General features: G+C 66.9%; 29 protein-coding genes. 27 read left to right on the forward strand and 2 right to left on the reverse strand.

Features of this window, described 5'->3' with window-relative positions:
- Nucleotides 1-125: 125 nt before the first annotated feature.
- A complete protein-coding gene (locus tag ASF17_RS11610) occupies nucleotides 126-983 on the reverse strand; it encodes a spermidine synthase (RefSeq protein ID WP_055799840.1) in 858 nt (285 codons plus the stop codon).
- Nucleotides 984-1,364: 381 nt separating this feature from the next.
- Between ASF17_RS11610 and rpoB the strand changes: the two genes are divergently transcribed.
- Both rpoB and ASF17_RS11620 read left to right on the forward strand, forming a co-directional pair.
- Complete coding sequence (gene rpoB, locus ASF17_RS11615) at nucleotides 1,365-4,856, forward strand: DNA-directed RNA polymerase subunit beta (protein ID WP_055799843.1); 3,492 nt, start codon at nucleotides 1,365-1,367, stop codon at nucleotides 4,854-4,856.
- Nucleotides 4,857-4,902: 46 nt separating this feature from the next.
- The gene (locus tag ASF17_RS11620; protein ID WP_055799846.1) at nucleotides 4,903-8,784 is read left to right on the forward strand and encodes a DNA-directed RNA polymerase subunit beta'; all 3,882 of its coding nucleotides are present in this window, start codon (nucleotides 4,903-4,905) and stop codon (nucleotides 8,782-8,784) included.
- 106 nt (nucleotides 8,785-8,890) lie between these two features.
- On the opposite strand, the gene ASF17_RS11625 is transcribed toward ASF17_RS11620, so the two are convergent.
- A complete protein-coding gene (locus tag ASF17_RS11625; protein WP_055799849.1) occupies nucleotides 8,891-9,187 on the reverse strand; it encodes a hypothetical protein in 297 nt (98 codons plus the stop codon).
- 139 nt (nucleotides 9,188-9,326) lie between these two features.
- On the opposite strand from ASF17_RS11625, the gene ASF17_RS11630 reads away from it, so the two are divergent.
- From ASF17_RS11630 to rplF, 25 genes are all read left to right on the forward strand, one after another.
- The gene (locus ASF17_RS11630) at nucleotides 9,327-9,896 is read left to right on the forward strand and encodes a GNAT family N-acetyltransferase (protein WP_055799852.1); all 570 of its coding nucleotides are present in this window, start codon (nucleotides 9,327-9,329) and stop codon (nucleotides 9,894-9,896) included.
- 10 nt (nucleotides 9,897-9,906) lie between these two features.
- A complete protein-coding gene (locus ASF17_RS11635) occupies nucleotides 9,907-10,452 on the forward strand; it encodes a DUF6121 family protein (RefSeq protein ID WP_055799855.1) in 546 nt (181 codons plus the stop codon).
- 261 nt (nucleotides 10,453-10,713) lie between these two features.
- Nucleotides 10,714-11,088, forward strand: a complete 375-nt coding sequence (rpsL, locus tag ASF17_RS11640) for a 30S ribosomal protein S12 (protein ID WP_043593380.1) — start codon at nucleotides 10,714-10,716, stop codon at nucleotides 11,086-11,088.
- Nucleotides 11,088-11,558, forward strand: coding sequence for a 30S ribosomal protein S7 (rpsG, locus tag ASF17_RS11645; RefSeq protein WP_055799861.1), 471 nt, complete (start codon nucleotides 11,088-11,090; stop codon nucleotides 11,556-11,558). The genes rpsL and rpsG overlap by 1 nt, the downstream gene beginning before the upstream one ends.
- 86 nt (nucleotides 11,559-11,644) lie before the next feature.
- On the forward strand, nucleotides 11,645-13,759 hold the full coding sequence (gene fusA, locus ASF17_RS11650) for an elongation factor G (RefSeq protein WP_055799864.1): 2,115 nt from the start codon (nucleotides 11,645-11,647) through the stop codon (nucleotides 13,757-13,759).
- 126 nt (nucleotides 13,760-13,885) lie between these two features.
- The gene (gene tuf / locus ASF17_RS11655) at nucleotides 13,886-15,079 is read left to right on the forward strand and encodes an elongation factor Tu (RefSeq protein ID WP_055799868.1); all 1,194 of its coding nucleotides are present in this window, start codon (nucleotides 13,886-13,888) and stop codon (nucleotides 15,077-15,079) included.
- Between the two features lie 126 nt (nucleotides 15,080-15,205).
- On the forward strand, nucleotides 15,206-15,418 hold the full coding sequence (locus ASF17_RS11660) for an Rv0909 family putative TA system antitoxin (protein WP_055799870.1): 213 nt from the start codon (nucleotides 15,206-15,208) through the stop codon (nucleotides 15,416-15,418).
- Between the two features lie 108 nt (nucleotides 15,419-15,526).
- Nucleotides 15,527-16,501 carry a DNA topoisomerase IB gene (locus ASF17_RS11665; protein WP_055799872.1) on the forward strand — a complete coding sequence of 325 codons (975 nt, stop codon included), beginning with the start codon at nucleotides 15,527-15,529 and terminating at the stop codon, nucleotides 16,499-16,501.
- 96 nt (nucleotides 16,502-16,597) lie between these two features.
- Nucleotides 16,598-17,425, forward strand: a complete 828-nt coding sequence (locus ASF17_RS11670) for a DarT ssDNA thymidine ADP-ribosyltransferase family protein (RefSeq protein ID WP_055799874.1) — start codon at nucleotides 16,598-16,600, stop codon at nucleotides 17,423-17,425.
- Between the two features lie 424 nt (nucleotides 17,426-17,849).
- Complete coding sequence (rpsJ, locus tag ASF17_RS11675; RefSeq protein ID WP_043593369.1) at nucleotides 17,850-18,158, forward strand: 30S ribosomal protein S10; 309 nt, start codon at nucleotides 17,850-17,852, stop codon at nucleotides 18,156-18,158.
- 17 nt (nucleotides 18,159-18,175) lie between these two features.
- The gene (gene rplC, locus ASF17_RS11680; protein ID WP_167627285.1) at nucleotides 18,176-18,826 is read left to right on the forward strand and encodes a 50S ribosomal protein L3; all 651 of its coding nucleotides are present in this window, start codon (nucleotides 18,176-18,178) and stop codon (nucleotides 18,824-18,826) included.
- 3 nt (nucleotides 18,827-18,829) lie between these two features.
- The gene (gene rplD / locus ASF17_RS11685) at nucleotides 18,830-19,492 is read left to right on the forward strand and encodes a 50S ribosomal protein L4 (protein WP_055799880.1); all 663 of its coding nucleotides are present in this window, start codon (nucleotides 18,830-18,832) and stop codon (nucleotides 19,490-19,492) included.
- A complete protein-coding gene (gene rplW / locus ASF17_RS11690; protein WP_055799883.1) occupies nucleotides 19,489-19,788 on the forward strand; it encodes a 50S ribosomal protein L23 in 300 nt (99 codons plus the stop codon). The genes rplD and rplW overlap by 4 nt, the downstream gene beginning before the upstream one ends.
- 18 nt (nucleotides 19,789-19,806) lie before the next feature.
- Nucleotides 19,807-20,646, forward strand: a complete 840-nt coding sequence (rplB, locus tag ASF17_RS11695; protein ID WP_055799887.1) for a 50S ribosomal protein L2 — start codon at nucleotides 19,807-19,809, stop codon at nucleotides 20,644-20,646.
- A 12-nt stretch (nucleotides 20,647-20,658) separates the two neighbouring features.
- Entirely contained in the window at nucleotides 20,659-20,940 is a 282-nt protein-coding gene (gene rpsS / locus ASF17_RS11700) for a 30S ribosomal protein S19 (protein WP_055799891.1), read from the forward strand.
- 24 nt (nucleotides 20,941-20,964) lie between these two features.
- The gene (rplV, locus tag ASF17_RS11705; RefSeq protein ID WP_055799894.1) at nucleotides 20,965-21,357 is read left to right on the forward strand and encodes a 50S ribosomal protein L22; all 393 of its coding nucleotides are present in this window, start codon (nucleotides 20,965-20,967) and stop codon (nucleotides 21,355-21,357) included.
- A complete protein-coding gene (gene rpsC / locus ASF17_RS11710; protein ID WP_043593357.1) occupies nucleotides 21,357-22,136 on the forward strand; it encodes a 30S ribosomal protein S3 in 780 nt (259 codons plus the stop codon). The genes rplV and rpsC overlap by 1 nt, the downstream gene beginning before the upstream one ends.
- Before the next feature lie 2 nt (nucleotides 22,137-22,138).
- The gene (gene rplP / locus ASF17_RS11715; RefSeq protein ID WP_055799897.1) at nucleotides 22,139-22,558 is read left to right on the forward strand and encodes a 50S ribosomal protein L16; all 420 of its coding nucleotides are present in this window, start codon (nucleotides 22,139-22,141) and stop codon (nucleotides 22,556-22,558) included.
- On the forward strand, nucleotides 22,558-22,887 hold the full coding sequence (gene rpmC / locus ASF17_RS11720) for a 50S ribosomal protein L29 (protein WP_055799900.1): 330 nt from the start codon (nucleotides 22,558-22,560) through the stop codon (nucleotides 22,885-22,887). The genes rplP and rpmC overlap by 1 nt, the downstream gene beginning before the upstream one ends.
- Complete coding sequence (gene rpsQ / locus ASF17_RS11725) at nucleotides 22,887-23,183, forward strand: 30S ribosomal protein S17 (RefSeq protein ID WP_055799902.1); 297 nt, start codon at nucleotides 22,887-22,889, stop codon at nucleotides 23,181-23,183. The genes rpmC and rpsQ overlap by 1 nt, the downstream gene beginning before the upstream one ends.
- A 34-nt stretch (nucleotides 23,184-23,217) precedes the next feature.
- Nucleotides 23,218-23,586: a 50S ribosomal protein L14 gene (gene rplN, locus ASF17_RS11730; RefSeq protein ID WP_043593350.1), complete on the forward strand. Its 369-nt coding sequence runs from the start codon at nucleotides 23,218-23,220 to the stop codon at nucleotides 23,584-23,586.
- Nucleotides 23,587-23,589: 3 nt separating this feature from the next.
- The gene (gene rplX / locus ASF17_RS11735) at nucleotides 23,590-23,949 is read left to right on the forward strand and encodes a 50S ribosomal protein L24 (RefSeq protein ID WP_055799906.1); all 360 of its coding nucleotides are present in this window, start codon (nucleotides 23,590-23,592) and stop codon (nucleotides 23,947-23,949) included.
- Complete coding sequence (gene rplE, locus ASF17_RS11740) at nucleotides 23,949-24,536, forward strand: 50S ribosomal protein L5 (protein ID WP_055799910.1); 588 nt, start codon at nucleotides 23,949-23,951, stop codon at nucleotides 24,534-24,536. Before rplX ends, rplE begins: the two co-directional genes overlap by 1 nt.
- A gap of 141 nt (nucleotides 24,537-24,677) precedes the next feature.
- Entirely contained in the window at nucleotides 24,678-25,076 is a 399-nt protein-coding gene (rpsH, locus tag ASF17_RS11745) for a 30S ribosomal protein S8 (protein ID WP_055799913.1), read from the forward strand.
- Between the two features lie 6 nt (nucleotides 25,077-25,082).
- Entirely contained in the window at nucleotides 25,083-25,619 is a 537-nt protein-coding gene (gene rplF / locus ASF17_RS11750; protein ID WP_055799916.1) for a 50S ribosomal protein L6, read from the forward strand.
- Nucleotide 25,620 lies beyond the last annotated feature (1 nt).

A 25,620-nucleotide genomic window follows, 5' to 3' on the forward strand; every position in this document is an offset into this window, starting at 1 on the left:
CGACGACGGAGCGCCCTCCGATCGCGACGAACGAAGGTCGTTTCGGTCGGAAGAAGCCGAAGAAGCTGACGGAGCTCCTCGAGAGATCGAGGTCTCCGGTGGAGCGGCTCCGAGTCGACTCGCCGCTACCGCGCCCCGAAGACGCTCCGCGACGGCTCGGGCGACGGCACGGCGGTGGCGTCGGTGACGACCGGCGCTCCGGCGATGAAGTCGCGCAGCTCGCGGCCGTGCACGACCTTGGCCGGCAGCGGGTCCGACGAGTACAGGCGCGGCATGCGGTCGGTGGGCAGCGGCGACGGCGACCCGATCAGGACGACGTTGCCGAACCTCCTGCCCTTCAGGGTGGCGGGGTCGGCGACGGCCGCGACGTGCTCGAAGACCGTCGCCAATGTCGAGGCCTGACCTCGGGCGAAGGCGAGTCCGGCGCCGTCGGCGGAGTTGACGATGAGCATGCCGGTCGGCGAGAGGAACTCCGCGGCCGCCGAGTAGAACTCGAGCGACGTGACGTGGGCGGGGATCTGCGACCCGCCGAACACGTCGACCACGAGCAGGTCGACGGTGCCGCGCAGCCCGGCCGGCAGCTTCACCATGACCTCGCGGGCGTCGCCGTAGCGGACCCGGATGGAGGCGCCCCGCGGGAAGGGCAGCCGCTCCCGCACCAGCGCGACGAGGTCCGCCTCGAGCTCGATGACCTGCTGGCGCGAGCCGGGTCTCGTGGCCTCGACGTAGCGGGGGAGGGTCAGTGCGCCGGCGCCGAGGTGCAGTGCCGTGACGGGCCCCTCGGGCAGCAGGTCGATGGCGTGTCCGATGCGGTGCACGTACTCGAACGCCAGGTGGGTGGGGTCGTCGAGGTCGACGTGCGACTGCGGCGTGCCGTCGACGACGAGCGTGAACGCCCCGGGGCGGTGCCGGTCCTCGTCGATGCGGGCGAGCCCCGCGCCGAGCGGGATCTCGACAGGGGGGTCCTCGTGCTGTGCGGCCATGGGGTCAACCCTGGCACGCCGACGCGGGGGGCGGAGGCGACGACGCGCATCGGCCGAGGAGGCGCGCGAGGCCTCCGATCCCGGGGAATACCTGGGCATCGCCCGGGTTATACCGAATCTCGCACAGAAGGTCAACGACAGGGCTTGCCAGGCGTGTCCTCGTCGACCTAGTATTGACCTTTGCGCTCCCCGTGCGTCGACTCGTCATATTCCGGTCGGCGACGCACCCCCGAGACCAGGCCCCCGAATATCGCGGCGGGGGCGTTCTCGGCTTCGATCCCCGGCCTTCCGCCGTGGGGCCGACGTCCCCGGGAGGGCCGTTCACCACTCACCATACTGTCCGACAGTGATGACCCGACGGGGTCCACGGAGGTAACTTCCTTGGCTGCTGCGAACACCGCATCCACCAACTCACCCAAGAACGGCCGAGGCGCATCGCGACTCTCGTTCGCCAAGATCACCGACACGCTGACGGTCCCCGACCTCCTGGCGCTGCAGACCGAGAGCTTCGACTGGCTCGTCGGCAACGACGTCTGGAAGGACCGCCTCGCCGAGGCGACCGAGCAGGGTCGCACCGACCTCGCCCTCCACTCCGGCCTGGAGGAGATCTTCGAGGAGATCTCCCCGATCGAGGACCTCGGCGAGACGATGCAGCTGTCGTTCACCGCTCCCGAGCTCGAAGAGCCGAAGTACTCGATCGACGAGTGCAAAGAGCGAGGCAAGACCTACGCCGCGCCGCTGTACGTCAACGCCGAGTTCATGAACCACCTCACCGGTGAGATCAAGACGCAGACGGTCTTCATGGGCGACTTCCCGCTCATGACCGAGCGCGGAACCTTCATCATCAACGGCACCGAGCGTGTCGTCGTGTCGCAGCTCGTCCGCAGCCCGGGCGTGTACTTCGAGCGCGCCTCCGACAAGACGTCCGACAAGGACATCTACTCGGCCCGCGTCATCCCGAGCCGCGGTGCCTGGCTCGAGTTCGAGATCGACAAGCGCGACCAGGTCGGCGTCCGCATCGACCGCAAGCGCAAGCAGAGCGTCACCGTCTTCCTCAAGGCCCTCGGCCTGACGAGCGAAGAGATCACCGAGAAGTTCAAGGGCTTCGCCTCCATCGAGGCGACCCTCGAGAAGGACGCCATCCTCACCAAGGAGGAGGCGCTCAAAGACATCTACCGCAAGCTGCGTCCCGGCGAGCAGGTCGCCGCCGAGGCGGCGCGTGCGCTCCTCGACAACTTCTACTTCAACCCGAAGCGCTACGACCTGGCGAAGGTGGGTCGTTACAAGATCAACCGCAAGCTCGGCATCGACGCGCCCCTGGTCGACTCGGTCCTGACCGTCGACGACATCGTCGCCACGATCAAGTACCTGGTCTCGCTGCACGCCGAGCAGAAGACGATGGACGGCGTCCGCGAGGGCGAGTCCGTCGAGCTGCGTCTCGACGTCGACGACATCGACCACTTCGGCAACCGTCGCATCCGCGCGGTCGGCGAGCTGATCCAGAACCAGGTCCGCACCGGCCTGTCGCGCATGGAGCGCGTCGTCCGCGAGCGCATGACCACGCAGGACATCGAGGCGATCACGCCGCAGACCCTGATCAACGTGCGCCCCGTCGTCGCCGCGATCAAGGAGTTCTTCGGAACCTCGCAGCTGTCGCAGTTCATGGACCAGAACAACCCGCTCTCGGGTCTGACCCACAAGCGCCGTCTGTCGGCGCTCGGACCGGGTGGTCTGTCGCGTGAGCGCGCCGGCGTCGAGGTCCGTGACGTCCACCCCTCGCACTACGGCCGCATGTGCCCCATCGAGACCCCTGAAGGCCCGAACATCGGTCTGATCGGCTCGCTGGCGTCCTTCGCCCGCATCAACTCGTTCGGCTTCATCGAGACCCCGTACCGCCGCGTCGTCAAGGGCAACGTCTCCACGACGATCGACTACCTGACCGCGTCCGAAGAAGACGAGTACGTCGTCGCGCAGGCCAACGCGCCCCTCGACGACAAGTTCGACTTCGTCGACGACAAGGTCCTGGTCCGCAAGAAGGGCGGAGAGGTCGAGCTCGTCGACAAGGCCGAGGTCGACTACATGGACGTCTCGCCGCGCCAGATGGTCTCGGTCGCCACGTCGCTCATCCCGTTCCTCGAGCACGACGACGCCAACCGCGCCCTCATGGGTGCGAACATGCAGCGTCAGGCCGTCCCGCTGGTCCGCAGCGAGAGCCCCCTGGTCGGCACCGGCATGGAGGGCTACACGGCCATCGACGCCGGTGACGTGGTCACCGCCGACGCCGCAGGCGTCGTCGCCGAGGTCTCGGCCGACGTCGTCACCGTCCAGCTCGACGCCGGTGGGACCCAGGAGTACTACCTCCGCAAGTTCGACCGCTCGAACCAGGGCGCCAGCTACAACCACCGCGTGATCGTCGACGCCGGTCAGCGCATCGAGGTCGGCGAGGTCATCGCCGACGGACCCGCGACCGAGAACGGCGAGCTCGCGCTCGGCAAGAACCTGCTCGTCGCGTTCATGCCGTGGGAGGGCTACAACTACGAGGACGCGATGATCCTGTCGCAGAACCTCATCAAGGACGACACGCTCTCCTCGATCCACATCGAGGAGTACGAGGTCGACGCCCGCGACACGAAGCTCGGCAAGGAGGAGATCACGCGTGACCTCCCCAACGTCAGCCCGGATCTGCTGGCCGACCTCGACGAGCGGGGCATCATCCGCATCGGCGCCGAGGTCCGCCCCGGCGACATCCTCGTCGGCAAGGTCACGCCCAAGGGCGAGACCGAGCTCAGCGCCGAAGAGCGTCTGCTGCGCGCCATCTTCAACGAGAAGAGCCGCGAGGTCCGCGACACGTCCCTGAAGGTGCCTCACGGCGAGCAGGGCACCGTCATCGGCGTCAAGGTCTTCGACTCGCAGGACGGCGACGACGAGCTCGGCTCGGGCGTCAACCAGCGCGTCGTGGTGTTCATCGCGCAGAAGCGCAAGATCACCGCGGGCGACAAGCTGGCCGGCCGCCACGGCAACAAGGGCGTCATCTCGACGATCCTCCCCGTCGAGGACATGCCCTTCCTCGCCGACGGAACCCCCGTCGACATCATCCTGAACCCGCTGGGCGTCCCCGGTCGAATGAACTTCGGCCAGGTGCTCGAGATCCACCTCGGGTGGATCGCGGCGCAGGGCTGGAACGTCGAGGGCATCCAGGAGTGGGCGAAGAACCTGCCCCCCGAGGCGCTCAGCGCCGCTCCCGGCACGAAGGTCGCCACCCCGGTGTTCGACGGTGCCGCCGAGCGCGAGATCGAGGGTCTGCTCGACTCGACCCTCCCGACCCGCGACGGGGAGCGCCTCATCGGTTCGTCCGGTAAGGCCCGCCTCTTCGACGGTCGTTCGGGTGAGCCGTTCCCGAACCCGATCTCGGTCGGCTACATGTACATCCTGAAGCTGCACCACCTCGTCGACGACAAGATCCACGCGCGTTCGACGGGCCCGTACTCGATGATCACGCAGCAGCCGCTGGGTGGTAAGGCGCAGTTCGGTGGTCAGCGATTCGGTGAGATGGAGGTCTGGGCCCTCGAGGCCTACGGCGCCGCGTACGCGCTGCAGGAGCTCCTGACCATCAAGTCCGACGACATCCTCGGCCGCGTCAAGGTCTACGAGGCGATCGTCAAGGGTGAGAACATCCAGGAGCCCGGCATCCCCGAGAGCTTCAAGGTCCTCATCAAAGAGATGCAGTCGCTCTGCCTGAACGTCGAGGTCCTCTCGGCCGACGGCCAGACGGTCAGCCTGCGAGACACGGACGACGAGGTCTTCCGTGCCGCCGAAGAGCTGGGCATCAACATCTCTTCCCGCTTCGAGTCGTCGAACGTCGACGAGATCTAAGCCCTCCCCAGACGACGTCGACACTTTTTTCACAAAGGGATAAACATTGATCGAAGCAACAACTTTCGACGAGCTGCGGATCGGCCTCGCAACGGCCGACAACATCCGCGCTTGGTCGCACGGTGAGGTCAAGAAGCCGGAGACCATCAACTACCGCACGCTGAAGCCCGAGAAGGACGGCCTCTTCGGAGAGCAGATCTTCGGGCCCTCGCGCGACTGGGAGTGCGCCTGCGGCAAGTACAAGCGAGTCCGGTTCAAGGGCATCGTCTGCGAGCGCTGCGGCGTCGAGGTCACGAAGTCGTCGGTGCGCCGTGAGCGCATGGGCCACATCGAGCTCGCCGCCCCCGTCACGCACATCTGGTACTTCAAGGGCGTGCCCTCGCGTCTCGGCTACCTGCTCGACATGGCGCCGAAGGACCTCGAGAAGGTCATCTACTTCGCCGCCTACATGGTCATCTCGATCGACGAGGAGGGCCGTCACGCCGACATGCCCGGCCTCGAGAACGAGCTCCGCCTCGAGATCAAGCAGCTCGAGTCGCAGCGCGACACGCGCATCGCCGACCGCCTCCAGAAGCTCGAGGACGACCTCGCGGCTCTCGAAGAGGAAGGCGCGAAGAGCGACCAGAAGCGTCGTGCCAAGGACGGCGCCGAGAAGGAGATGTCGCAGACCCGCAAGGCCTTCGACGAGGACATCAACCGCCTCGAGCGCGTGTGGGAGGACTTCCGCACGCTGAAGGTCGGCGACCTCAAGCCGGAGGACGCCGTCTTCCACGAGCTCCAGGACCGCTTCGGCATCTACTTCGAGGCCCACATGGGCGCCGAGGCGATCAAGAAGCGTCTCGAGGGCTTCGACCTCACCACCGAGGCCGAGAACCTCCACCTGCAGATCTCCGAGGGCAAGGGTCAGAAGAAGATCCGCGCCATCAAGCGCCTGCGCGTCGTCAGCTCCTTCCTCGCCACGGGCAACTCGCCCGCCGCGATGGTGCTCGACGTCGTGCCGGTCATCCCGCCGGAGCTCCGCCCGATGGTCCAGCTCGACGGCGGCCGTTTCGCGACGTCCGACCTGAACGACCTGTACCGCCGCGTCATCAACCGCAACAACCGCCTCCGTCGTCTCCTCGATCTCGGAGCCCCCGAGATCATCGTCAACAACGAGAAGCGGATGCTGCAGGAGGCCGTCGACGCGCTGTTCGACAACGGTCGTCGTGGTCGCCCCGTCACCGGTACCGGCAACCGCGCCCTCAAGTCCCTGAGCGACATGCTCAAGGGAAAGCAGGGTCGCTTCCGCCAGAACCTGCTCGGCAAGCGAGTCGACTACTCGGGTCGTTCGGTCATCATCGTCGGCCCGACGCTCAAGCTGCACCAGTGCGGTCTGCCCAAGCAGATGGCCCTCGAGCTCTTCAAGCCCTTCGTCATCAAGCGCCTGATCGATCTGAGCCACGCTCAGAACATCAAGTCGGCGAAGCGCATGGTCGAGCGTTCGCGTCCGCAGGTCTGGGACGTCCTCGAGGAGATCATCCGCGAGCGTCCCGTGCTGCTGAACCGTGCGCCCACGCTGCACCGTCTCGGCATCCAGGCGTTCGAGCCCCAGCTCGTCGAGGGCAAGGCCATCCAGCTGCACCCGCTCGTCTGCGCGGCGTTCAACGCCGACTTCGACGGCGACCAGATGGCCGTCCACCTGCCGCTGTCCGTCGAGGCCCAGGCCGAGGCGCGCATCCTGATGCTCGCGTCGAACAACATCCTGAAGCCGTCCGACGGCCGCCCGGTGACCCTGCCCGCACAGGACATGATCATCGGTCTGCACTACCTGACGACGGTCACCCCCGGCGCCACCGGTGAGGGCCGTTCGTTCTCGTCGGTGTCCGAGGCGATCATGGCCATGGACCAGGGGTCGCTCGACCTCAACGCCATGGTCAAGATCCGGATGAACGGCGTGCACTTCGCCGAGGGCGAGGCTCCCGAGGGCTACGAGGTCGGACAGGACATCCTGCTCGAGACGACCCTGGGTCGCGCTCGCTTCAACGAGAACCTCCCCGACGACTACCCCTTCGTGCAGGAGGTCGCCGACAAGGGCATGCTCTCGACCATCGTCAACGACCTGGCCGAGCGCTACCCCAAGGTCGCGGTCGCCGCGGCGCTGGACAACATCAAGGACGCCGGCTTCTACTGGGCCTCGCGCTCCGGTGTGACCGTCGCGCTGTCCGACGTGCTGACCCCGCCCCGCAAGCCGGAGATCGTCGCGGGCTACGAGAAGCAGGCCGCCGCGGTCCAGTCGGAGTTCGACAAGGGTCTGATCTCGGACGCCGAGCGTCGTGCCGACCTGATCAAGATCTGGACGGAGGCCACGAACGAGGTCGCCGCCGAGATGCGGGCGAACTTCCCGGTCGACAACACCATCAACCGCATGGTGACGTCGGGTGCTCGTGGTAACTGGCTGCAGGTGCGCAACATCGCCGGCATGCGAGGCCTGGTGAACAACCCCAAGGGCGACATCATCCCCCGCCCGATCATCTCGTCGTACCGTGAGGGTCTGTCGGTCGCCGAGTACTTCATCGCGACGCACGGTGCCCGTAAGGGTCTGGCCGACACGGCTCTCCGTACGGCCGACTCGGGGTACCTGACCCGTCGACTCGTCGACGTGTCGCAGGACGTCATCATCCGCGAAGACGACTGCGGCACCTCGCGAGGCCTCGAGATGCCGATCGCCGCACCCGACGCCGACGGCGTCATGGTGCGCGACGCGACCGTCGAGAACACCGTGTTCGCACGGTCTCTCGCCGCGGCCGCGGTCGACGCCAAGGGCACGGTGCTGGCCGAGGCCGGCGCCGACGTCGGAGACGTGCTGATCGACGAGCTCGTGGCGGCCGGTGTCGAGACCATCAAGGTCCGCTCCGTCCTCACCTGCGAGGCCGCCGTCGGCGTCTGCGCCCAGTGCTACGGCCGTTCGCTGGCCACCGGCAACCTGGTCGACATCGGAGAGGCCGTCGGCATCATCGCGGCCCAGTCGATCGGCGAGCCCGGCACGCAGTTGACGATGCGCACCTTCCACACCGGCGGTTCGGCCTCGGCCGACGACATCACGCAGGGTCTGCCCCGCGTGACGGAGCTGTTCGAGGCTCGTACCCCCAAGGGTGCGTCCCCGATCGCCGACGGTGCCGGTCGCATCACCATCGAGGACACCGACAAGGCTCGCCGCGTCATCCTCAACCTCGACAACGGCGACGAGCCGGTCATCTACCCCGTGCTCAAGCGCTCGACCCTCCTCGTCGAGGACGGTCAGCACGTCGAGCTCGGTGCGCAGATCATCGCGGGCGCCGTCGACCCCAAGGAGGTCCTGCGAGTCAAGGGCGTCCGTGCGGTTCAGCAGCACCTCGTGGGCGGCGTGCAGGACGTCTACCGCTCGCAGGGTGTGCCGATCCACGACAAGCACATCGAGGTCATCGTCCGTCAGATGCTCCGCAAGGTCACCGTCGTCGACCACGCCGACACCGACCTCCTCCCCGGAGAGCTCGTCGACCGGTCGAAGTACAACGAGATCAACCGTGCTGCGCTGACCGAGGGCAAGCGGACCGCGTCCGCTCGTCAAGAGGTCATGGGCATCACCAAGGCCTCGCTGGCGACCGAGTCGTGGCTGTCGGCCGCATCCTTCCAGGAGACGACCCGCGTGCTCACGCAGGCCGCGATGGAAGGCAAGAGCGACCCGCTGGTCGGTCTGAAGGAGAACGTGATCATCGGAAAGCTGATCCCCGCCGGTACCGGTCTGTCGCGTTACCGCGACGTCTCGGTCGAGGCGACGGAGGAGGCGAAGGCCGAGCGGTACCCCAACCGCGTGTTCACGGACGACGCGTCGTTCAACGAGGCTGACCTCAGCTTCGTCGACTTCGACTCGTTCTCGTCGGACGACTTCACCCCCGGCACCTACAACTGATCCGCGGAGGTGCGGTGAGGGTCAGTCCCGCACCGCGCCTCCTCGAATCGACACAGGGCCCCGGCCCACGCCTCGTGCGTGGCCGGGGCCCTCCGTCGTCCCCGCCTCACTCCGGCGAGCGACCGCCGCCGATCCGCTCCAGCCGACGGTCGTCGAAGAGCAGCCCGACGTAGTCGGCCTCGACCTCGTGGTGGATCCGCCCGTCGGTCGGCTCGTGGCGCACGACGTACCGACCCGCGAACAGCAGCAGCACGGGGGCCTCGGGCCGCCACAGCTCGGCGACGACGACGGCCGCCCGCCCGGTGATGCCCACCCGGTACACGGTCGAGCCCCGAGGAGGCTCGCCGAACTCGTCGTCTGTGCAAGTCACCTCGACGGAGACGTAGGCGGGGTCGTCCAGCACGACCCTTCCGCACGCCGTCACGGCTCCTTCGCGAATGATGTGTCCCACGCCGTCGACTCCCTCTGCATTGCGACCGTGATGTGAAGCATCGAACAGGTTCCCACGACGCGGTCGACGCGTCCAGCCGAGGCGTCGCCCCATGGTCGGCGATAGGGTCGGCGGCGTGCGCTATGAACGGCAGCTGTCCGACACGGTCGTCCTGAGGGAGGCGCGGGTCGCCGATGCCGCGTCGCTCGCCGCCGCCTACGACCGCAATCGCGATCACCTCGCCCCGTGGGACCCTGCGCGCCCGCCGTCGTTCTTCACGGAGCACGGTCAGCGGTCCATGCTGACCCAGAGGCTGGCGACCTCGGCGGCGGGGGAGGGGCAGTCGTTCCTCCTCGTCGAGGGCGCCGAGGTCGTCGGCGGCATCTCGCTCAATCAGATCGTGCGAGGCCCAGCCCAGCGGGCGACGGTCGGCTACTGGCTCGACCACGAGCACGTCGGTCGGGGTCTCGCGACGGCAGCGGTCGGTGCCGTCGTCGACTTCGCGACCGAGACCCTCCGTCTGCACCGCCTCGAGGCCGGCGCTCTGCCGCGCAACGCAGCCTCTCGGGCCGTGCTGTCCCGGTCGGGCTTCGTCGAGTACGGCTATGCGGCGAGCTACCTTCGCATCGCGGGCGCGTGGGAGGACCACGTGCTGTACCACCGCCTCCTCGGCCCGGCGTAGCCTCGACGACATGAATCGCGCCGTCTACGCGGTGATGGGCACCGTGCTGTTCGCGGCGCTGATCATCACCACCGCCGCGTTCGAGAGCGTGCTCCTCGACCGCGACGTCATCTCCGAGCCCGATGCGGGGACGCTGCTCGGCCCCGCGATGTTCGCCGCCGCCGTGCTGATCGTCCTGCTGGCGCTGCTGCGGTCGGCCGCCGTGGCCGACGCGGTGGAGGGCGGTGCTCCCGTCATGCGCGGGGCCTTCCCGGCTCAGCCCGCCGACGATCCGGCCCGGCGGGCCGGCGCCCGCCCGTCGCTCGACCCGGACGACGAGTTCCGCCCGGGGCACGCCCCGCTGCTGCCGACGGCCCTCGCGACCACCGTGCTGGTGTACCTCGGCATGCTCCTCGTCGGTTCGGTCTGGTACGGCCTGGTCCGAGACGAGCTCGTGTCGACGGCCCTCTTCGCCGGGCGCTACGCCCTGTCGCCCCTCGTCCTCGGCTCGGCGCTCTGGGCGGGCCTCGTGGTGGCTGGGACGATCGCGATCTCCCGGGTCGAACCGCGCACCTGACGCCGCGCGTCCGCCTCCGGCGTCCCCGATGGGCCCACCGACATTTGATTAACCCCGCGGGTCGAAGCTATGCTCTAGCGGGTGTGCGCTTAACTGCGCGCCCGAAAAATCCCCCTCGGCGTCAGCGCCGGGTCGGGTACCGACCGTCTCGGCCACCGAGACGAGGATGCCGGCGGATCCGCCGGACAGAGCAGAGCGATGCGAGAGCAACGCGACTCGACGTGGTCGTCAGACCGGGTCGAGATCGAACGAGGAGAACCAGTGCCAACTATTCAGCAGCTGGTCCGCAAGGGACGCACGCCGAAGGTCGTCAAGACCAAGGCCCCCGCCCTGCGGTCCAACCCCCAGCAGCGTGGCGTGTGCACCCGTGTGTACACCACCACCCCCAAGAAGCCGAACTCCGCGCTCCGCAAGGTCGCTCGTGTGAAGCTCTCGAACGGCACCGAGGTCACCGCCTACATCCCCGGCGAGGGCCACAACCTGCAGGAGCACTCGATGGTGCTCGTGCGCGGCGGTCGTGTCAAAGACCTCCCCGGTGTGCGCTACAAGATCGTCCGTGGCGCCCTCGACACCCAGGCCGTGAAGAACCGCAAGCAGGCTCGCAGCCTCTACGGTGCGAAGAAGGACAAGAAGTAATGCCTCGTAAAGGACCCGCGCCCAAGCGCCCTGTCGTCGCCGACCCGGTCTACGGTGCGCCGATCGTCAGCCAGCTCGTCAACAAGATCCTCCTCGACGGCAAGAAGGGGCTCGCCGAGCGCATCGTCTACGGTGCTCTCGCCGGCGTCTCCGCCAAGAACGACCAGGATGCGGTCGCCACGCTGAAGAAGGCGCTCGACAACGTGCGCCCGACTCTCGAGGTCCGCTCGCGCCGCGTCGGCGGTTCGACCTACCAGGTCCCCGTCGAGGTCAAGCCCCACCGCGCCAACACCCTGGCTCTCCGCTGGCTCACCAGCTACGCCAAGGCTCGTCGCGAGAAGACCATGACCGAGCGTCTCATGAACGAGATCCTCGACGCTTCGAACGGTCTGGGCGCCGCTGTCAAGCGTCGCGAGGACACGCACAAGATGGCCGAGTCGAACAAGGCCTTCGCGCACTACCGCTGGTAACCGGCCGAGGAGGCGCGGTGTGCGCACGACGCGCACCGCACCTTCTCGTCCCCCCAACTTCCCCACCTACCCCTTCGGAGGAACCCGTGGCACAGGACGTGCTCACCGACCTGAACAAGGTCCGCAACATCGGCATCATGGCTCACATCGATGCTGGCAAGACGACGACCACCGAGCGCATCCTGTACTACACGGGCATCACCCACAAGATCGGTGAGGTCCACGACGGTGCGGCCACGATGGACTGGATGGCGCAGGAGCAGGAGCGCGGCATCACCATCACCTCGGCTGCGACGACGTGCTTCTGGAACAAGAACCAGATCAACATCATCGACACCCCGGGCCACGTCGACTTCACGGTCGAGGTCGAGCGTTCGCTCCGCGTGCTCGACGGCGCGGTCGCCGTCTTCGACGGCAAGGAGGGCGTCGAGCCCCAGTCCGAGACCGTCTGGCGTCAGGCCGACAAGTACGACGTCCCCCGCATCTGCTTCGTCAACAAGATGGACAAGCTGGGCGCCGACTTCTACTTCACGGTCGACACGATCATCAACCGCCTCGGTGCGAAGCCCCTGGTCATGCAGCTCCCCATCGGAGCCGAGAGCTCCTTCGAGGGCGTCGTCGACCTGGTCGAGATGCGTGCCCTCACGTGGCGCGGCGACGCCAAGGGTGACGTCGAGCTGGGTGCGAAGTACGAGATCGAGGAGATCCCGGAAGACCTCAAGGAGAAGGCCGCGGAGTACCGCGCCAAGCTCCTCGAGACGGTCGCCGAGTCCGACGACGTGCTGCTCGAGAAGTACTTCGGCGGCGAAGAGCTGACGATCGCCGAGATCAAGGCGGCCGTCCGCAAGATGACGGTCAACTCCGAGCTCTACCCGATCTTCTGCGGTTCGGCCTTCAAGAACCGCGGTGTGCAGCCGATGCTCGACGCGGTCATCGACTACCTCCCCTCGCCGCTCGACGTGCCTCCCATGGAGGGTCACGACGTCCGCGACGCCGAGAAGATCATCATCCGCAAGCCCGAGTCGTCGGAGCCCTTCTCGGCTCTGGCCTTCAAGGTCGCGGTGCACCCCTTCTTCGGTCGACTGACCTACGTGCGCGTCTACTCGGGATCCATCGAGTCCGGCGCCCAGGTCATCAACTCGACCAAAGACAAGAAGGAGCGCATCGGCAAGATCTTCCAGATGCACTCCAACAAGGAGAACCCGGTCGACAGCGTCACCGCCGGGCACATCTACGCGGTCATCGGTCTGAAGTTCACGACGACCGGCGACACCCTGTGCGACCCCTCCGAGCAGATCGTCCTCGAGTCGATGACCTTCCCGGAGCCCGTCATCGAGGTCGCCATCGAGCCGAAGACGAAGGCCGACCAGGAGAAGCTCTCCCTGGCCATCCAGAAGCTCGCCGAAGAGGACCCGACGTTCCGCGTCGAGCTCAACGCCGAGACCGGTCAGACGGTCATCAAGGGCATGGGCGAGCTGCACCTCGACATCCTCGTCGACCGCATGAAGCGCGAGTTCAACGTCGAGGCCAACGTCGGCAAGCCCCAGGTGGCCTACCGCGAGACGCTCAAGAAGGGCATCGAGCGCTACGACTACACCCACAAGAAGCAGACCGGTGGGTCGGGTCAGTTCGCCAAGGTCCAGATCGCGCTCGAGCCCTTCGAGGTCACGGCGGAGTCGACCTACGAGTTCGTCAACAAGGTCACGGGTGGTCGCGTTCCGCGCGAGTACATCCCGTCGGTCGACGCCGGCATCCAGGACGCCATGCAGGTCGGTGTCCTCGCGGGCTACCCGACCGTCGGCGTCCGGGCGCTGCTGCTCGACGGTGCGGCGCACGACGTCGACTCGTCCGAGATGGCCTTCAAGATCGCTGGGTCGATCGCCTACAAAGAGGCGGCTCGCAAGGCCCAGCCCGTTCTCCTCGAGCCGCTCATGGCGGTCGAGGTCCGTACGCCCGAGGAATACATGGGCGACGTCATCGGCGACCTCAGCTCGCGACGCGGGCAGATCTCGTCGATGGAAGACGCCAGTGGTGTGAAGGTCGTTCGGGCCAGCGTGCCGCTGTCGGAGATGTTCGGATACGTCGGTGACCTGCGGTCGAAGACCTCGGGCCGCGCCGTCTACTCGATGACGTTCGAGTCCTATCAGGAGGTCCCCTCGGCTGTCGCCGAGGAGATCATCCAGAAGAACAAGGGCGAATAGTCCCGAACCACGCGGCCGAACCTCGACCGCGTAACATGTACACACACCAATCCGCAGTGTCCGGTAGGCCGGGTCATCGACCCGGCCCCCGGCTCCACTGCAACCGAGTCCTGAGGAGGACCCACAGTGGCTAAGGCCAAGTTCGAGCGGACCAAGCCGCACGTCAACATCGGAACCATCGGTCACGTCGACCACGGCAAGACCACCCTCACCGCGGCGATCACCAAGGTGCTGCACGACAAGTACCCGACCCTCAACGAGGCGTCGGCCTTCGACCAGATCGACAACGCGCCCGAAGAGAAGCAGCGCGGCATCACGATCAACATCTCGCACGTCGAGTACCAGACCGAGAAGCGTCACTACGCTCACGTCGACGCTCCCGGCCACGCCGACTACATCAAGAACATGATCACCGGTGCGGCTCAGATGGACGGCGCGATCCTCGTGGTCGCCGCCACCGACGGCCCGATGCCCCAGACGCGTGAGCACGTCCTGCTCGCTCGCCAGGTCGGCGTCCCCTACATCGTCGTGGCCCTGAACAAGTCCGACATGGTCGACGACGAGGAGATCCTCGAGCTCGTCGAGATCGAGGTGCGCGAGCTCCTCTCCAGCCAGGACTTCGACGGCGACAACGCCCCCGTCGTGCAGGTCTCCGCTCTCAAGGCCCTCGAGGGCGACGAGAAGTGGGCCGCCACGGTCGCCGACCTGATGGACCAGGTCGACGAGAACGTCCCCGAGCCCGTCCGTGCCACGGACCAGCCCTTCCTCATGCCCGTCGAGGACGTCTTCACGATCACCGGTCGTGGAACCGTCATCACCGGTCGTGTCGAGCGCGGCATCCTGAAGCCGAACGACGAGGTCGAGATCGTCGGCATCAAGGAGAAGTCCTCCAAGACCACCGTCACCGCCATCGAGATGTTCCGCAAGACGCTCGAAGACGCACGCGCCGGTGAGAACGTCGGACTCCTCCTCCGCGGCACCAAGCGCGAGGACGTCGAGCGCGGCCAGGTCGTCGTCAAGCCCGGCTCGATCACGCCCCACACCGAGTTCGAGGCGAACGTCTACATCCTGTCCAAGGATGAGGGCGGCCGTCACAACCCGTTCTACGCGAACTACCGCCCGCAGTTCTACTTCCGCACCACCGACGTCACGGGTGTCATCACGCTGCCCGAGGGCACCGAGATGGTCATGCCCGGCGACACGACTGAGATCACCGTTCAGCTGATCCAGCCCATCGCCATGGAAGAGGGCCTCCGCTTCGCCATCCGTGAGGGTGGACGCACGGTGGGTGCCGGTACCGTCACCAAGATCATCAAGTAAGTACTGGTCCTCCAGCACTTCTGATCTCGTCAGAGAGGTCGGACCCTCCGGGGTCCGGCCTCTTCGTCGTATCCGGGTCCACCATGGAGGCGAGCCGGACGGACCGGCACGGACAGGAGAGATCTCATGGCTGGCTTCGACGACATCAGCAAGAAGGCCCAGGCGTTCCTCAAGGACGGCAAGGTCCAGGACGCCCTGAAGAGCGAGAAGGCCGAGGGTGTCAGCGACGACGTCCTCTCCGCGGTCGCGAAGGCCGCCGACAAGGCGACCGGCGGCAAGCACACCGACAAGATCGAGCAGGCGCGCCAGCAGGCGGACAAGCGGATCGGCGATCGCTGACCCGACCGCTCCAGCGACGCCCTCGTCGGGCGGCCCGGTCCTCCGAGGTCGCCCGATGGCGTACCCCGGGCCGATGCCGGCCCTGTCGGTGCGGTGTTGACTCGACGCATGCCGCGTCTCCGCCGTACAGATGCCAGCCGACCCGGGATCACGCGCCGACGATCGGGGACGGGCTTCACCTACCGTGACGAGACGGGCCTCCTCGTCACGGATCCCGATCTGCGGGCGCGCATCCGGCATCTCGGCATCCCGCCGGCCTGGACCGACGTGTGGATCGCGCCGTATCCGAACGGACACGTGCAGGCGACGGGCGTCGATGCCGCGGGCCGCCGTCAGTACGTCTACCACCCGACGTGGCGCGAGCAGAAGGATCGGGTCAAGTTCGACCGGGCCATGTCCCTCGCGGAGTCGCTTCCGGCGGCGCGTGGCCGGGTGACGCGTGACCTCCACCTGCCCGAACCCGTCCGGGCGAGGGCGCTGGCGGCGGGGTTCCGCATGCTCGACACCGGCTCCCTCCGCGTCGGGTCCGAGCGTTACGCCGAGCAGCACGGCAGTCATGGTCTCTCCACGCTCCTCTGCGCCCATGTCACCGTGTCGGACGACACCGTGGCGCTGTCGTTCCCGGCGAAGAGCGGACAGGCGTGGGAGTCCTCCATCCGGGACCCTGATCTCGCCGCCGTCGTGCGGGGGCTCAAGCGCCGGGGCCCGCGGGCCCGGCTCCTGGCCTGGCGCCCCGAGGCCGGCGCCGCCTGGCGCCCGTTGCACGCGGCGGAGATCAACGAGTACGTCAAGGAGCAGACCGGCGGCGACTTCACGGCCAAGGACTTCAGGACCCTCCACGGCACGGTGGCCGCCGCCGTCAGCCTCGCGAAGAGCGGGCCCCAGGAGTCCCGGACGAGGAGGCGCCGAGCCGTCTCGCAGGCGATGCAGGCGGCTTCCGAGGTGCTCGGCAACACCCCGACGGTCGCTCGCGGGTCGTACGTCGACCCGCGACTGGTCGACGCCTACGAGCACGGCGAGACGATCGACCCGAGGCGTCCGACCGCGGCCGAGTCCGAGGTCAGGGCCCTCCTCTACCGCTGATCCGGCATCACGGCATTAGTCACTGCTCGGCTCCATGACGTACCGTTGAGGGTTGCGTCGGATCGAGTCCGACGCCCGAGAGGAAATACTGCAGTGATGGACGAGTGCATCCACGGTTTCGAGAGGGAGCTCTGCGACATCTGCGCACCTCGCCGACGCGAGCCCCAGGTCGACGCCGACGGTCAGGTCGTGACCCTGGCGCCCAAGCGACGCGCCGCTTCGCGGAAGCCCGAGTCGCTCCGCAGCACCCCGGCCCTCCCGCGGGACATGGCCGCCTCGGCCGTGGCGGCGCAGTCCGCTCTGACGCCCGTGCCGGTGTTCGCCCAGCAGCGGGTCTACCACTGGACCCACGTCTCGAACCTCCCGGGGATCCTCGAGTCGCGTGAGATCACGGCGGGTGCCACGCCGACGCTCGACGTGAGCTCCGAGGCGACGCGGGCGCTCCGTGCCTCCGTGGCCACCGCCTCCGGTGCTCCCGTGGCGGATCACGTCCCGTTCTCGCTGTCCCCGCATGCGAGCGCCTGGGACACCCTCCGCACCGGTGCGGAGGGCTACGAGTGGTCGGACGCCGCGCGCTCGGCCAAGGCGACCGACTTCGTGATGCTCGTCGTCCCGGTCTCGGCGCTCGGTGACGACTTCGTGGTGACCGAGGGCGACGCCGCCGTGCAGGGCGTCCGCGCCGCCGTCGGCGTCGACGCGGCCTCGAGCATGGTGCGACGCTTCTCGCTCGCCGACCCCGACCTCCTCGAGCCCGAGGTCCTGGTCCCGTCACGGGTCGCCTTCGACGCCGTGACCCTCGTCGGCGTTCCGAACGACAAGGTCCGCGACTCGGTCAAGGCCCTCGTCGCCGACGCCGGCGGACACGCTCCGCGGGTCGCCGTCTACCCGCCCTGGTTCCGGCCCTCGCCCGTCGAACAGGCCTGATCACGCGGGTGCCGCGTCCGCCCAGGAGGCGCGCGCGGCACCTGCGGAAATCCGCGACACGCCCGGGTTGCAGCAAATGCAGGCGTGTGGCAAAATCGTCTAGTTCAACATTCCGAGTTGCGCCACGGGCGCCGCTATGGATCACTGCCAGGCAGTGCACAGACGCCATGCGTCTGGGCCGCGGGTAGCAGGACACATCTCACAATGGAATCCCTCGCGACGTCCGCCCTCCGGGTGCGACAGGCGGGGTGATGACCGCGATGATTGCCCTCCCCGGGTCTTCGCCGCGGCCTCCGCCCGGGTTCCGAGATGTTTGACACGAGAACAGCGGTACGCGAGAGACACGTAGTGCCAGATGTTTGCCCAGCAAACAGCGTCAGGCGGCCCCCGAGGTGCGCGACGTCCGAATGAGAGAGAGTCACACATGGCGGGACAAAAGATCCGCATCCGACTTAAGTCGTACGACCACGAGGTCATCGACACTTCCGCGCGCAAGATCGTCGACACGGTCACCCGCGCGGGCGCTACGGTGGTCGGCCCCGTGCCGCTGCCGACCGAGAAGAACGTGGTCGTCGTGATCCGTTCGCCCCACAAGTACAAGGACTCGCGCGAGCACTTCGAGAAGCGCACGCACAAGCGCCTCATCGACATCGTCGACCCGACGCCGAAGGCCGTCGACTCGCTCATGCGTCTCGACCTGCCTGCCGACGTCAACATCGAGATCAAGCTGTAGGGGAGGCGACCATGACCATCAGCACCACCAAGAACGTCAAGGGCCTGCTCGGCAAGAAGCTCGGCATGACCCAGGTCTGGGACGAGAACAACAAGCTCATCCCCGTGACCGTCGTGGAGATCGCGCCGAACGTCGTGACCCAGGTCCGCTCGCTCGAGAAGGACGGCTACACGGCCGTCCAGATCGCCGCCGGTCAGATCGACCCCCGCAAGGCCACCAAGCCCGCCGTCGGACACTTCGACGCAGCCGGTGTGACGCCCCGCCGCCACCTCACCGAGGTCCGCACCGCCGACGCCGCCGAGTACGCACTCGGTCAGGAGCTCACGGTCGACACCTTCGAGGCCGGCCAGAAGGTCGACGTCGTCGGAACCTCCAAGGGCAAGGGCTTCGCCGGTGTCATGAAGCGTCACAACTTCAAGGGCGTCGGCGCCTCGCACGGTGCTCACCGCAACCACCGCAAGCCCGGCTCGATCGGCGCCTCGTCGACCCCCAGCCGTGTCTTCAAGGGCATGCGCATGGCCGGTCGCATGGGTGGCGACCGCGTCACCATCCTGAACCTCACGGTGCACGCCGTCGACGCCGAGAAGGGTCTGCTGCTCGTCAAGGGCGCCGTCCCCGGTGCTCGCGGCCGCATCGTTTTCGTCCGTACCGCCGTGAAGGGGAAGTAGCTCATGGCCACCACTACAGCATCGGCCACCTCGGTCGACGTCCTCGACGCCACCGGCTCGAAGACCGGCACCGTCGAGCTCCCCGTCGAGCTCTTCGACGTCGTCACCAACGTCCCGCTGATCCACCAGGTCGTCGTGGCCCAGCAGGCCGCAGCCCGTCAGGGAACCCACAAGACCAAGCGTCGTGGCGAGGTCTCCGGCGCCGGCCGCAAGCCGTTCAAGCAGAAGGGAACCGGTCGCGCTCGTCAGGGCTCGATCCGCGCCCCTCAGATGACCGGCGGTGGCATCGTCCACGGGCCGCAGCCGCGCGACTACGCGCAGCGCACGCCCAAGAAGATGATCGCCGCAGCCCTGCTCGGAGCCCTCTCCGACCGTGCGCGCGGAGCCCGCGTCCACGTCGTCGAGAGCTTCGTCGCCGATTCGATCTCGACCAAGGTCGCGCTCGACCTCCTCGCGTCCGTCGCGTCGAGCAAGCACGTCCTGATCGTCGTCGACCGCGACGACGAGCTGACCCGCAAGAGCGTTCGCAACGTGACCACGGTCCACGTGATCACGTACGACCAGCTCAACGCCTACGACGTGCTCGTCAGCGACGACATCGTCTTCACGAAGAGCGCCTTCGACGGCTTCGTCGCCTCGAAGACCAAGAAGGAGGCCTCCGCATGAGCGGCTACGGCAAGGACCCTCGCGACGTCATCATCTCGCCCGTCGTCTCCGAGAAGAGCTACTCCCTGATCGATCAGGGCAAGTACACCTTCATCGTCGACCCGCGGTCGAACAAGACCGAGATCAAGCTCGCCATCGAGAAGATCTTCGACGTCAAGGTCGACAGCATCAACACGCTCAACCGGACGGGCAAGACCCGTCGCACCCGTTTCGGCACCGGCAAGCGCAAAGACACCAAGCGCGCCATCGTGACGCTCAAGTCCGGTTCCATCGACATCTTCACGGCTGTCGGCTAGGGAGCAGAGGGATAAAACATGGCTATTCGTAACTACAAGCCCACGACGCCGGGTCGCCGCGGTTCGTCGGTCGCCGACTTCGCGGAGATCACGCGTTCGACGCCCGAGAAGTCGCTGCTCCGTCCGCTGACCAAGTCGGGCGGGCGCAACAACGCCGGCCGCATCACGACGCGACACATCGGTGGTGGCCACAAGCGCCAGTACCGCGTGATCGACTTCCGTCGTCACGACAAGGACGGCATCAACGCCAAGGTCGCTCACATCGAGTACGACCCCAACCGCACCGCGCGCATCGCGCTGCTCCACTTCCTGGACGGCACGAAGCGCTACATCATCGCCCCGAACAAGCTGTCGCAGGGCGACATCGTCGAGTCGGGTGCCGGTGCCGACATCAAGCCCGGCAACAACCTGCCGCTGAAGAACATCCCCGTCGGTACGGTCATCCACGCCATCGAGCTGAAGCCCGGTGGAGGCGCCAAGATGGCTCGCTCCGCCGGTGCCTCGGTCCGTCTGGTCGCCAAGGACGGCCCTTACGCGCAGCTCCGTCTGCCGTCGGGCGAGGTCCGGAACGTCGACGCCCGCTGCCGCGCCACGATCGGCGAGGTCGGCAACGCCGAGCAGTCGAACATCAACTGGGGCAAGGCCGGCCGCATGCGCTGGAAGGGCGTCCGCCCGACCGTCCGTGGTGTCGCCATGAACCCCGTCGACCACCCGCACGGTGGTGGTGAGGGCAAGACCTCCGGTGGTCGCCACCCGGTCAGCCCGTGGGGCCAGAAAGAGGGCCGCACGCGCCACCCCAACAAGGAGAGCGACAAGCTCATCGTCCGTCGTCGTAACGCTGGCAAGAAGCGTAAGTAGGAGTTGTAGAAGATGCCACGCAGTCTTAAGAAGGGCCCCTTCGTTGACGACCACCTGCTCCGCAAGGTCGTCTCGCAGAACGAGGCCAGCACGAAGAACGTCATCAAGACCTGGTCGCGCCGATCGATGATCATCCCGAACATGCTGGGACACACCATCGCCGTGCACGACGGACGCAAGCACATCCCCGTGTTCGTGACCGAGAGCATGATCGGCCACAAGCTCGGTGAGTTCGCGCCCACCCGCACCTTCCGTGGTCACGTGAAGGACGACAAGAAGGGTCGTCGCCGCTAACGCGGCGACGTAAGGAGGAGAGAAATGGTGGAGTCGATCGCACGCGTGCGTCACATCCGCGTCACCCCCATGAAGGCCCGTCGCGTCGTCAACCTGATCCGCGGCAAGCAGGCCCTCGAGGCCCTGGCCATCCTGAAGTTCGCCCCCCAGGGTGCGAGCGAGCCCGTCTACAAGCTCGTCGCGTCGGCCATGGCCAACGCCCGTGTCAAGGCGGACAAAGACAACAGCTACCTCGACGAGCAGGACCTCTACGTGAGCCGTGCATTCGTCGATCAGGGTGCAACCCTCAAGCGGTTCCAGCCGCGAGCCCAGGGGCGCGCCTTCCAGATCCTGAAGCGCACCAGCCACATCACGATCGTCCTCGCGACGCCTGATGAGGTCGAGGCTGCCGACGCTACGAAGAAGGCGAGCAAGTAATGGGCCAGAAGGTCAACCCGTACGGCTTCCGTCTGGGCATCACCACCGACCACGTGTCGCGGTGGTTCACCGACAGCACCAAGCCGGGACAGCGTTACAGCGACTACGTCGCCGAGGACGTCAAGATCCGCACCCTGCTCAAGACCTCGCTCGACCGCGCCGGCGTGGCCAAGATCGAGATCGAGCGCACCCGTGACCGTGTCCGCGTCGACATCCACACCGCCCGTCCGGGCATCGTGATCGGTCGTCGTGGCGCCGAGGCCGAGCGCATCCGCGGCGACCTCGAGAAGCTCACGAGCAAGCAGATCCAGCTCAACATCCTCGAGGTGAAGAACCCCGAGGCCGAGGCTCAGCTCGTCGCGCAGGGAATCGCCGAGCAGCTCGCTGCTCGTGTCGCGTTCCGTCGTGCGATGCGCAAGGGCCTCCAGGGCGCCCAGCGCGCCGGCGCCAAGGGTGTCCGCATCCAGGTGTCGGGTCGCCTCGGCGGCGCCGAGATGAGCCGCTCGGAGTTCTACCGCGAGGGCCGCGTGCCCCTGCACACGCTCCGCGCCAACATCGACTACGGCTTCTACGAGGCCAAGACCACCTTCGGTCGCATCGGTGTCAAGGTCTGGATCTACAAGGGCGACATCACCAACAAGGAGCTCGCACGCGAGCAGGCGAACCAGAAGTCGTCTCGCCCCGAGCGCCGTAACGACCGTGACGGTGCCCGTCGCGGCGGGGGCGACCGCGCTCCCCGCGAGCAGAAGGCACCCGCCACCACAGGAGCTGAGGCGTAACCATGCTTATCCCCCGTCGTGTCAAGCACCGCAAGCAGCACCACCCCGGTCGCAGTGGCCAGGCCACTGGTGGCACCAAGGTCAGCTTCGGTGAGTACGGCATCCAGGCACTCACGCCCGCTTACGTGACCAACCGTCAGATCGAGTCCGCTCGTATCGCCATGACGCGTCACATCAAGCGCGGCGGCAAGGTCTGGATCAACATCTACCCCGACCGTCCCCTCACGAAGAAGCCCGCCGAGACCCGCATGGGTTCCGGTAAGGGTTCGCCCGAGTGGTGGGTCGCCAACGTCAAGCCGGGTCGCGTGCTCTTCGAGCTCAGCGGCGTCAGCGACGAAATCGCGCGCGAGGCACTCACTCGTGCGATCCACAAGCTGCCCCTCAAGGCACGCATCATCAAGCGCGAGGAGGGCGACGCATAATGGCGATCGGATCCAAGGAGCTCCGTCCGACCGAGCTCGACACTTTCGAAGACGAGCGTCTGGTCGACGAACTGAAGAAGGCCAAGGAAGAGCTGTTCAACCTGCGCTTCCAGTCGGCGACCGGCCAGCTCGAGAGCCACGGCCGCCTGCGCGCCGTGAAGCGCGACATCGCTCGCATCTACACGGTCCTGCGTGAGCGCGAGCTCGGCATCCGTGCCACCCCCGTCGCCGTCGAGGCCGCCCCCAAGGCGACCAAGAAGTCGACCAAGAAGGCCGCCGCCGACGAGGCGCCCGCCGCCGAGACCGTCGAGACTGCCGAGGAGAAGTAATGGCTACCGAGAACAAGACCGAGGTCGACTCGGCAGCCGTCGAGACCCGCGGCTACCGGAAGACCCGTCGCGGCTACGTGACCAGCGACAAGATGGACAAGACCATCACCGTCGAGGTCGAGGACCGCGTCAAGCACCCCCTGTACGGCAAGGTCATCCGCCGCACGTCCAAGGTCAAGGCGCACGACGAGGCCAACGCGGCCGGTGTCGGCGACCTCGTCGTGATCAGCGAGACCCGTCCGCTCAGCGCCTCCAAGCGCTGGCGCCTGGTCGAGATCCTCGAGAAGGCGAAGTAGGCCTCGCGGCCTGCTTGCGTAGAAGGAGACACAAGTGATTCAGCAGGAATCCCGCCTCAAGATCGCCGACAACACCGGTGCGAAAGAGATCCTCACCATCCGCGTCCTCGGAGGCTCCGGCCGTCGTTACGCCGGCCTCGGTGACGTGATCGTCGCGACGGTGAAGGACGCCATCCCCGGCGGAAACGTGAAGAAGGGTGACGTCGTCAAGGCGGTCATCGTTCGTACCAAGAAGGAAGTCCGTCGTCCGGACGGCTCCTACATCAAGTTCGACGAGAACGCCGCAGTGATCCTGAAGGCCGATGGGGACCCTCGTGGCACCCGCATCTTCGGGCCGGTCGGTCGCGAACTTCGCGACAAGAAGTTCATGAAGATCATCTCGCTGGCGCCGGAGGTTATCTAAGTCATGGCAAACATCAAGAAGGGTGACCTGGTTCAGGTCATCACCGGCGCGACGCAGACGCGTGGCGGCGACCGAGGCAAGCAGGGCAAGGTCCTCGAGGTCCTCGTCGAGCGCAACCGCGTCGTCGTCGAGGGTGTCAACCTCGTCACGAAGCACGTGCGCGTCGGCCAGACGCAGCGCGGCACCAAGACCGGTGGCATCGAGACGCACGAGGCTCCCATCCACGTGTCGAACGTCGCCATCGTCGACCCCAAGACCAAGAAGCCCACGCGAGTCGGCTTCCGTGAAGAGACGGTCACCAAGGACGGCGTCACCAAGACCGTCCGTGTCCGTTACGCCAAGGCGTCGGGAGAGAACCTCTGATGACTGACACCACCACCACGACCCCGACGGCGCTCCCGCGCCTGAAGGCGAAGTACCGTGCGGAGATCCTTCCGCAGCTGAAGAGCGACTTCGGTTTCACGAACGTCCACCAGGTCCCCGGCCTGGTCAAGATCGTCGTGAACACCGGTGTCGGCGAGGCGGCCCGCGACAGCAAGATCATCGACGGTGCCATCAAGGACCTCACCGCCATCACGGGTCAGAAGCCGCAGGTCACGAAGGCCCGCAAGTCGATCGCCCAGTTCAAGCTCCGCGAGGGTCAGCCCATCGGCGCCCACGTGACGCTTCGCGGCGACCGCGCCTGGGAGTTCCTCGACCGGCTCCTGTCGCTCGCTCTTCCCCGTATCCGCGACTTCCGTGGTCTGAGCGACCGCCAGTTCGACGGCAACGGCAACTACACGTTCGGTCTCACGGAGCAGAGCATGTTCCACGAGATCGACCAGGACCGCATCGACCGTGTGCGTGGATTCGACATCACCGTCGTGACCACCGCCAAGAACGACGACGAGGGACGCGCGCTGCTCAAGGCGCTCGGCTTCCCGTTCCGTTCGGCCGACTCGGCCAAGTAAGATCGTCCGGTCGGCAACTCGCACGTCGAGTTGCCGACCGTTCCCCTGAGGTCGCAGAGATTCGCTCTGCGACCACCCGATCGTCCAGGTCGGCACCCGGTGTACCGGATGTCGAAACCGGATGAGAAAGAGATCAATCGCATGACGATGACAGATCCGGTCGCAGACCTGCTGACCAGACTGCGCAACGCGAACTCGGCCTTCCACGAGACCGTGTCGCTTCCGAGCAGCAAGCTCAAGTCCCACATCGCCGAGATCCTCAAGCGCGAGGGTTTCATCGAGGCGTGGAAGGTCGAAGACGCTCGCGTCGGTCAGACCCTCACCATCGACCTCAAGTACGGCCCCGCCCGTGAGCGCTCCATCAAGGGCATCAAGCGCGTGTCGAAGCCCGGTCTCCGGGTCTACGCGAAGTCGACCGAGATCCCTCAGGTGCTCGGTGGACTCGGTGTAGCCATCCTGTCGACTTCCTCCGGTCTGCTGACCGACCGTGAGGCCCAGAAGAAGGGCGTGGGCGGAGAAGTCATCGCCTACGTGTGGTAACTCGTCATGTCTCGAATCGGAAGACTCCCCATCTCGATCCCGTCCGGGGTCGACGTGAAGATCGACGGCCAGGCCGTCACCGTCAAGGGCCCCAAGGGTGAGCTGTCGCTCATCGTCAAGAGCCCCATCGAAGCCAAGCTCGAAGAGGGCACGGTCGTCGTGACCCGCCCCGACGACGAGCGCGAGTCGCGTTCGCTGCACGGCCTCACCCGTACCCTCATCGCCAACCAGATCATCGGTGTGACGCAGGGCTACACGAAGGGCCTCGAGGTCGTCGGAACCGGCTACCGCGTCCAGGCCAAGGGCTCGAACGTCGAGTTCGCCCTCGGTTACTCGCACCCCATCACCGTCGAGCCGCCCGCGGGCATCAGCTTCACGGTCGAAGGCAACAACAAGCTCACGGTCGTCGGCATCGACAAGCAGGCCGTCGGCGAAGTCGCCGCCAACATCCGCAAGCTGCGCAAGCCCGAGCCCTACAAGGGCAAGGGCGTGCGCTACGCCGGCGAGGTCGTCCGCCGCAAGGCCGGAAAGTCAGGTAAGTAAT

This window comes from Frigoribacterium sp. Leaf263, assembly GCF_001422285.1.
Taxonomy (GTDB): domain Bacteria; phylum Actinomycetota; class Actinomycetes; order Actinomycetales; family Microbacteriaceae; genus Frigoribacterium.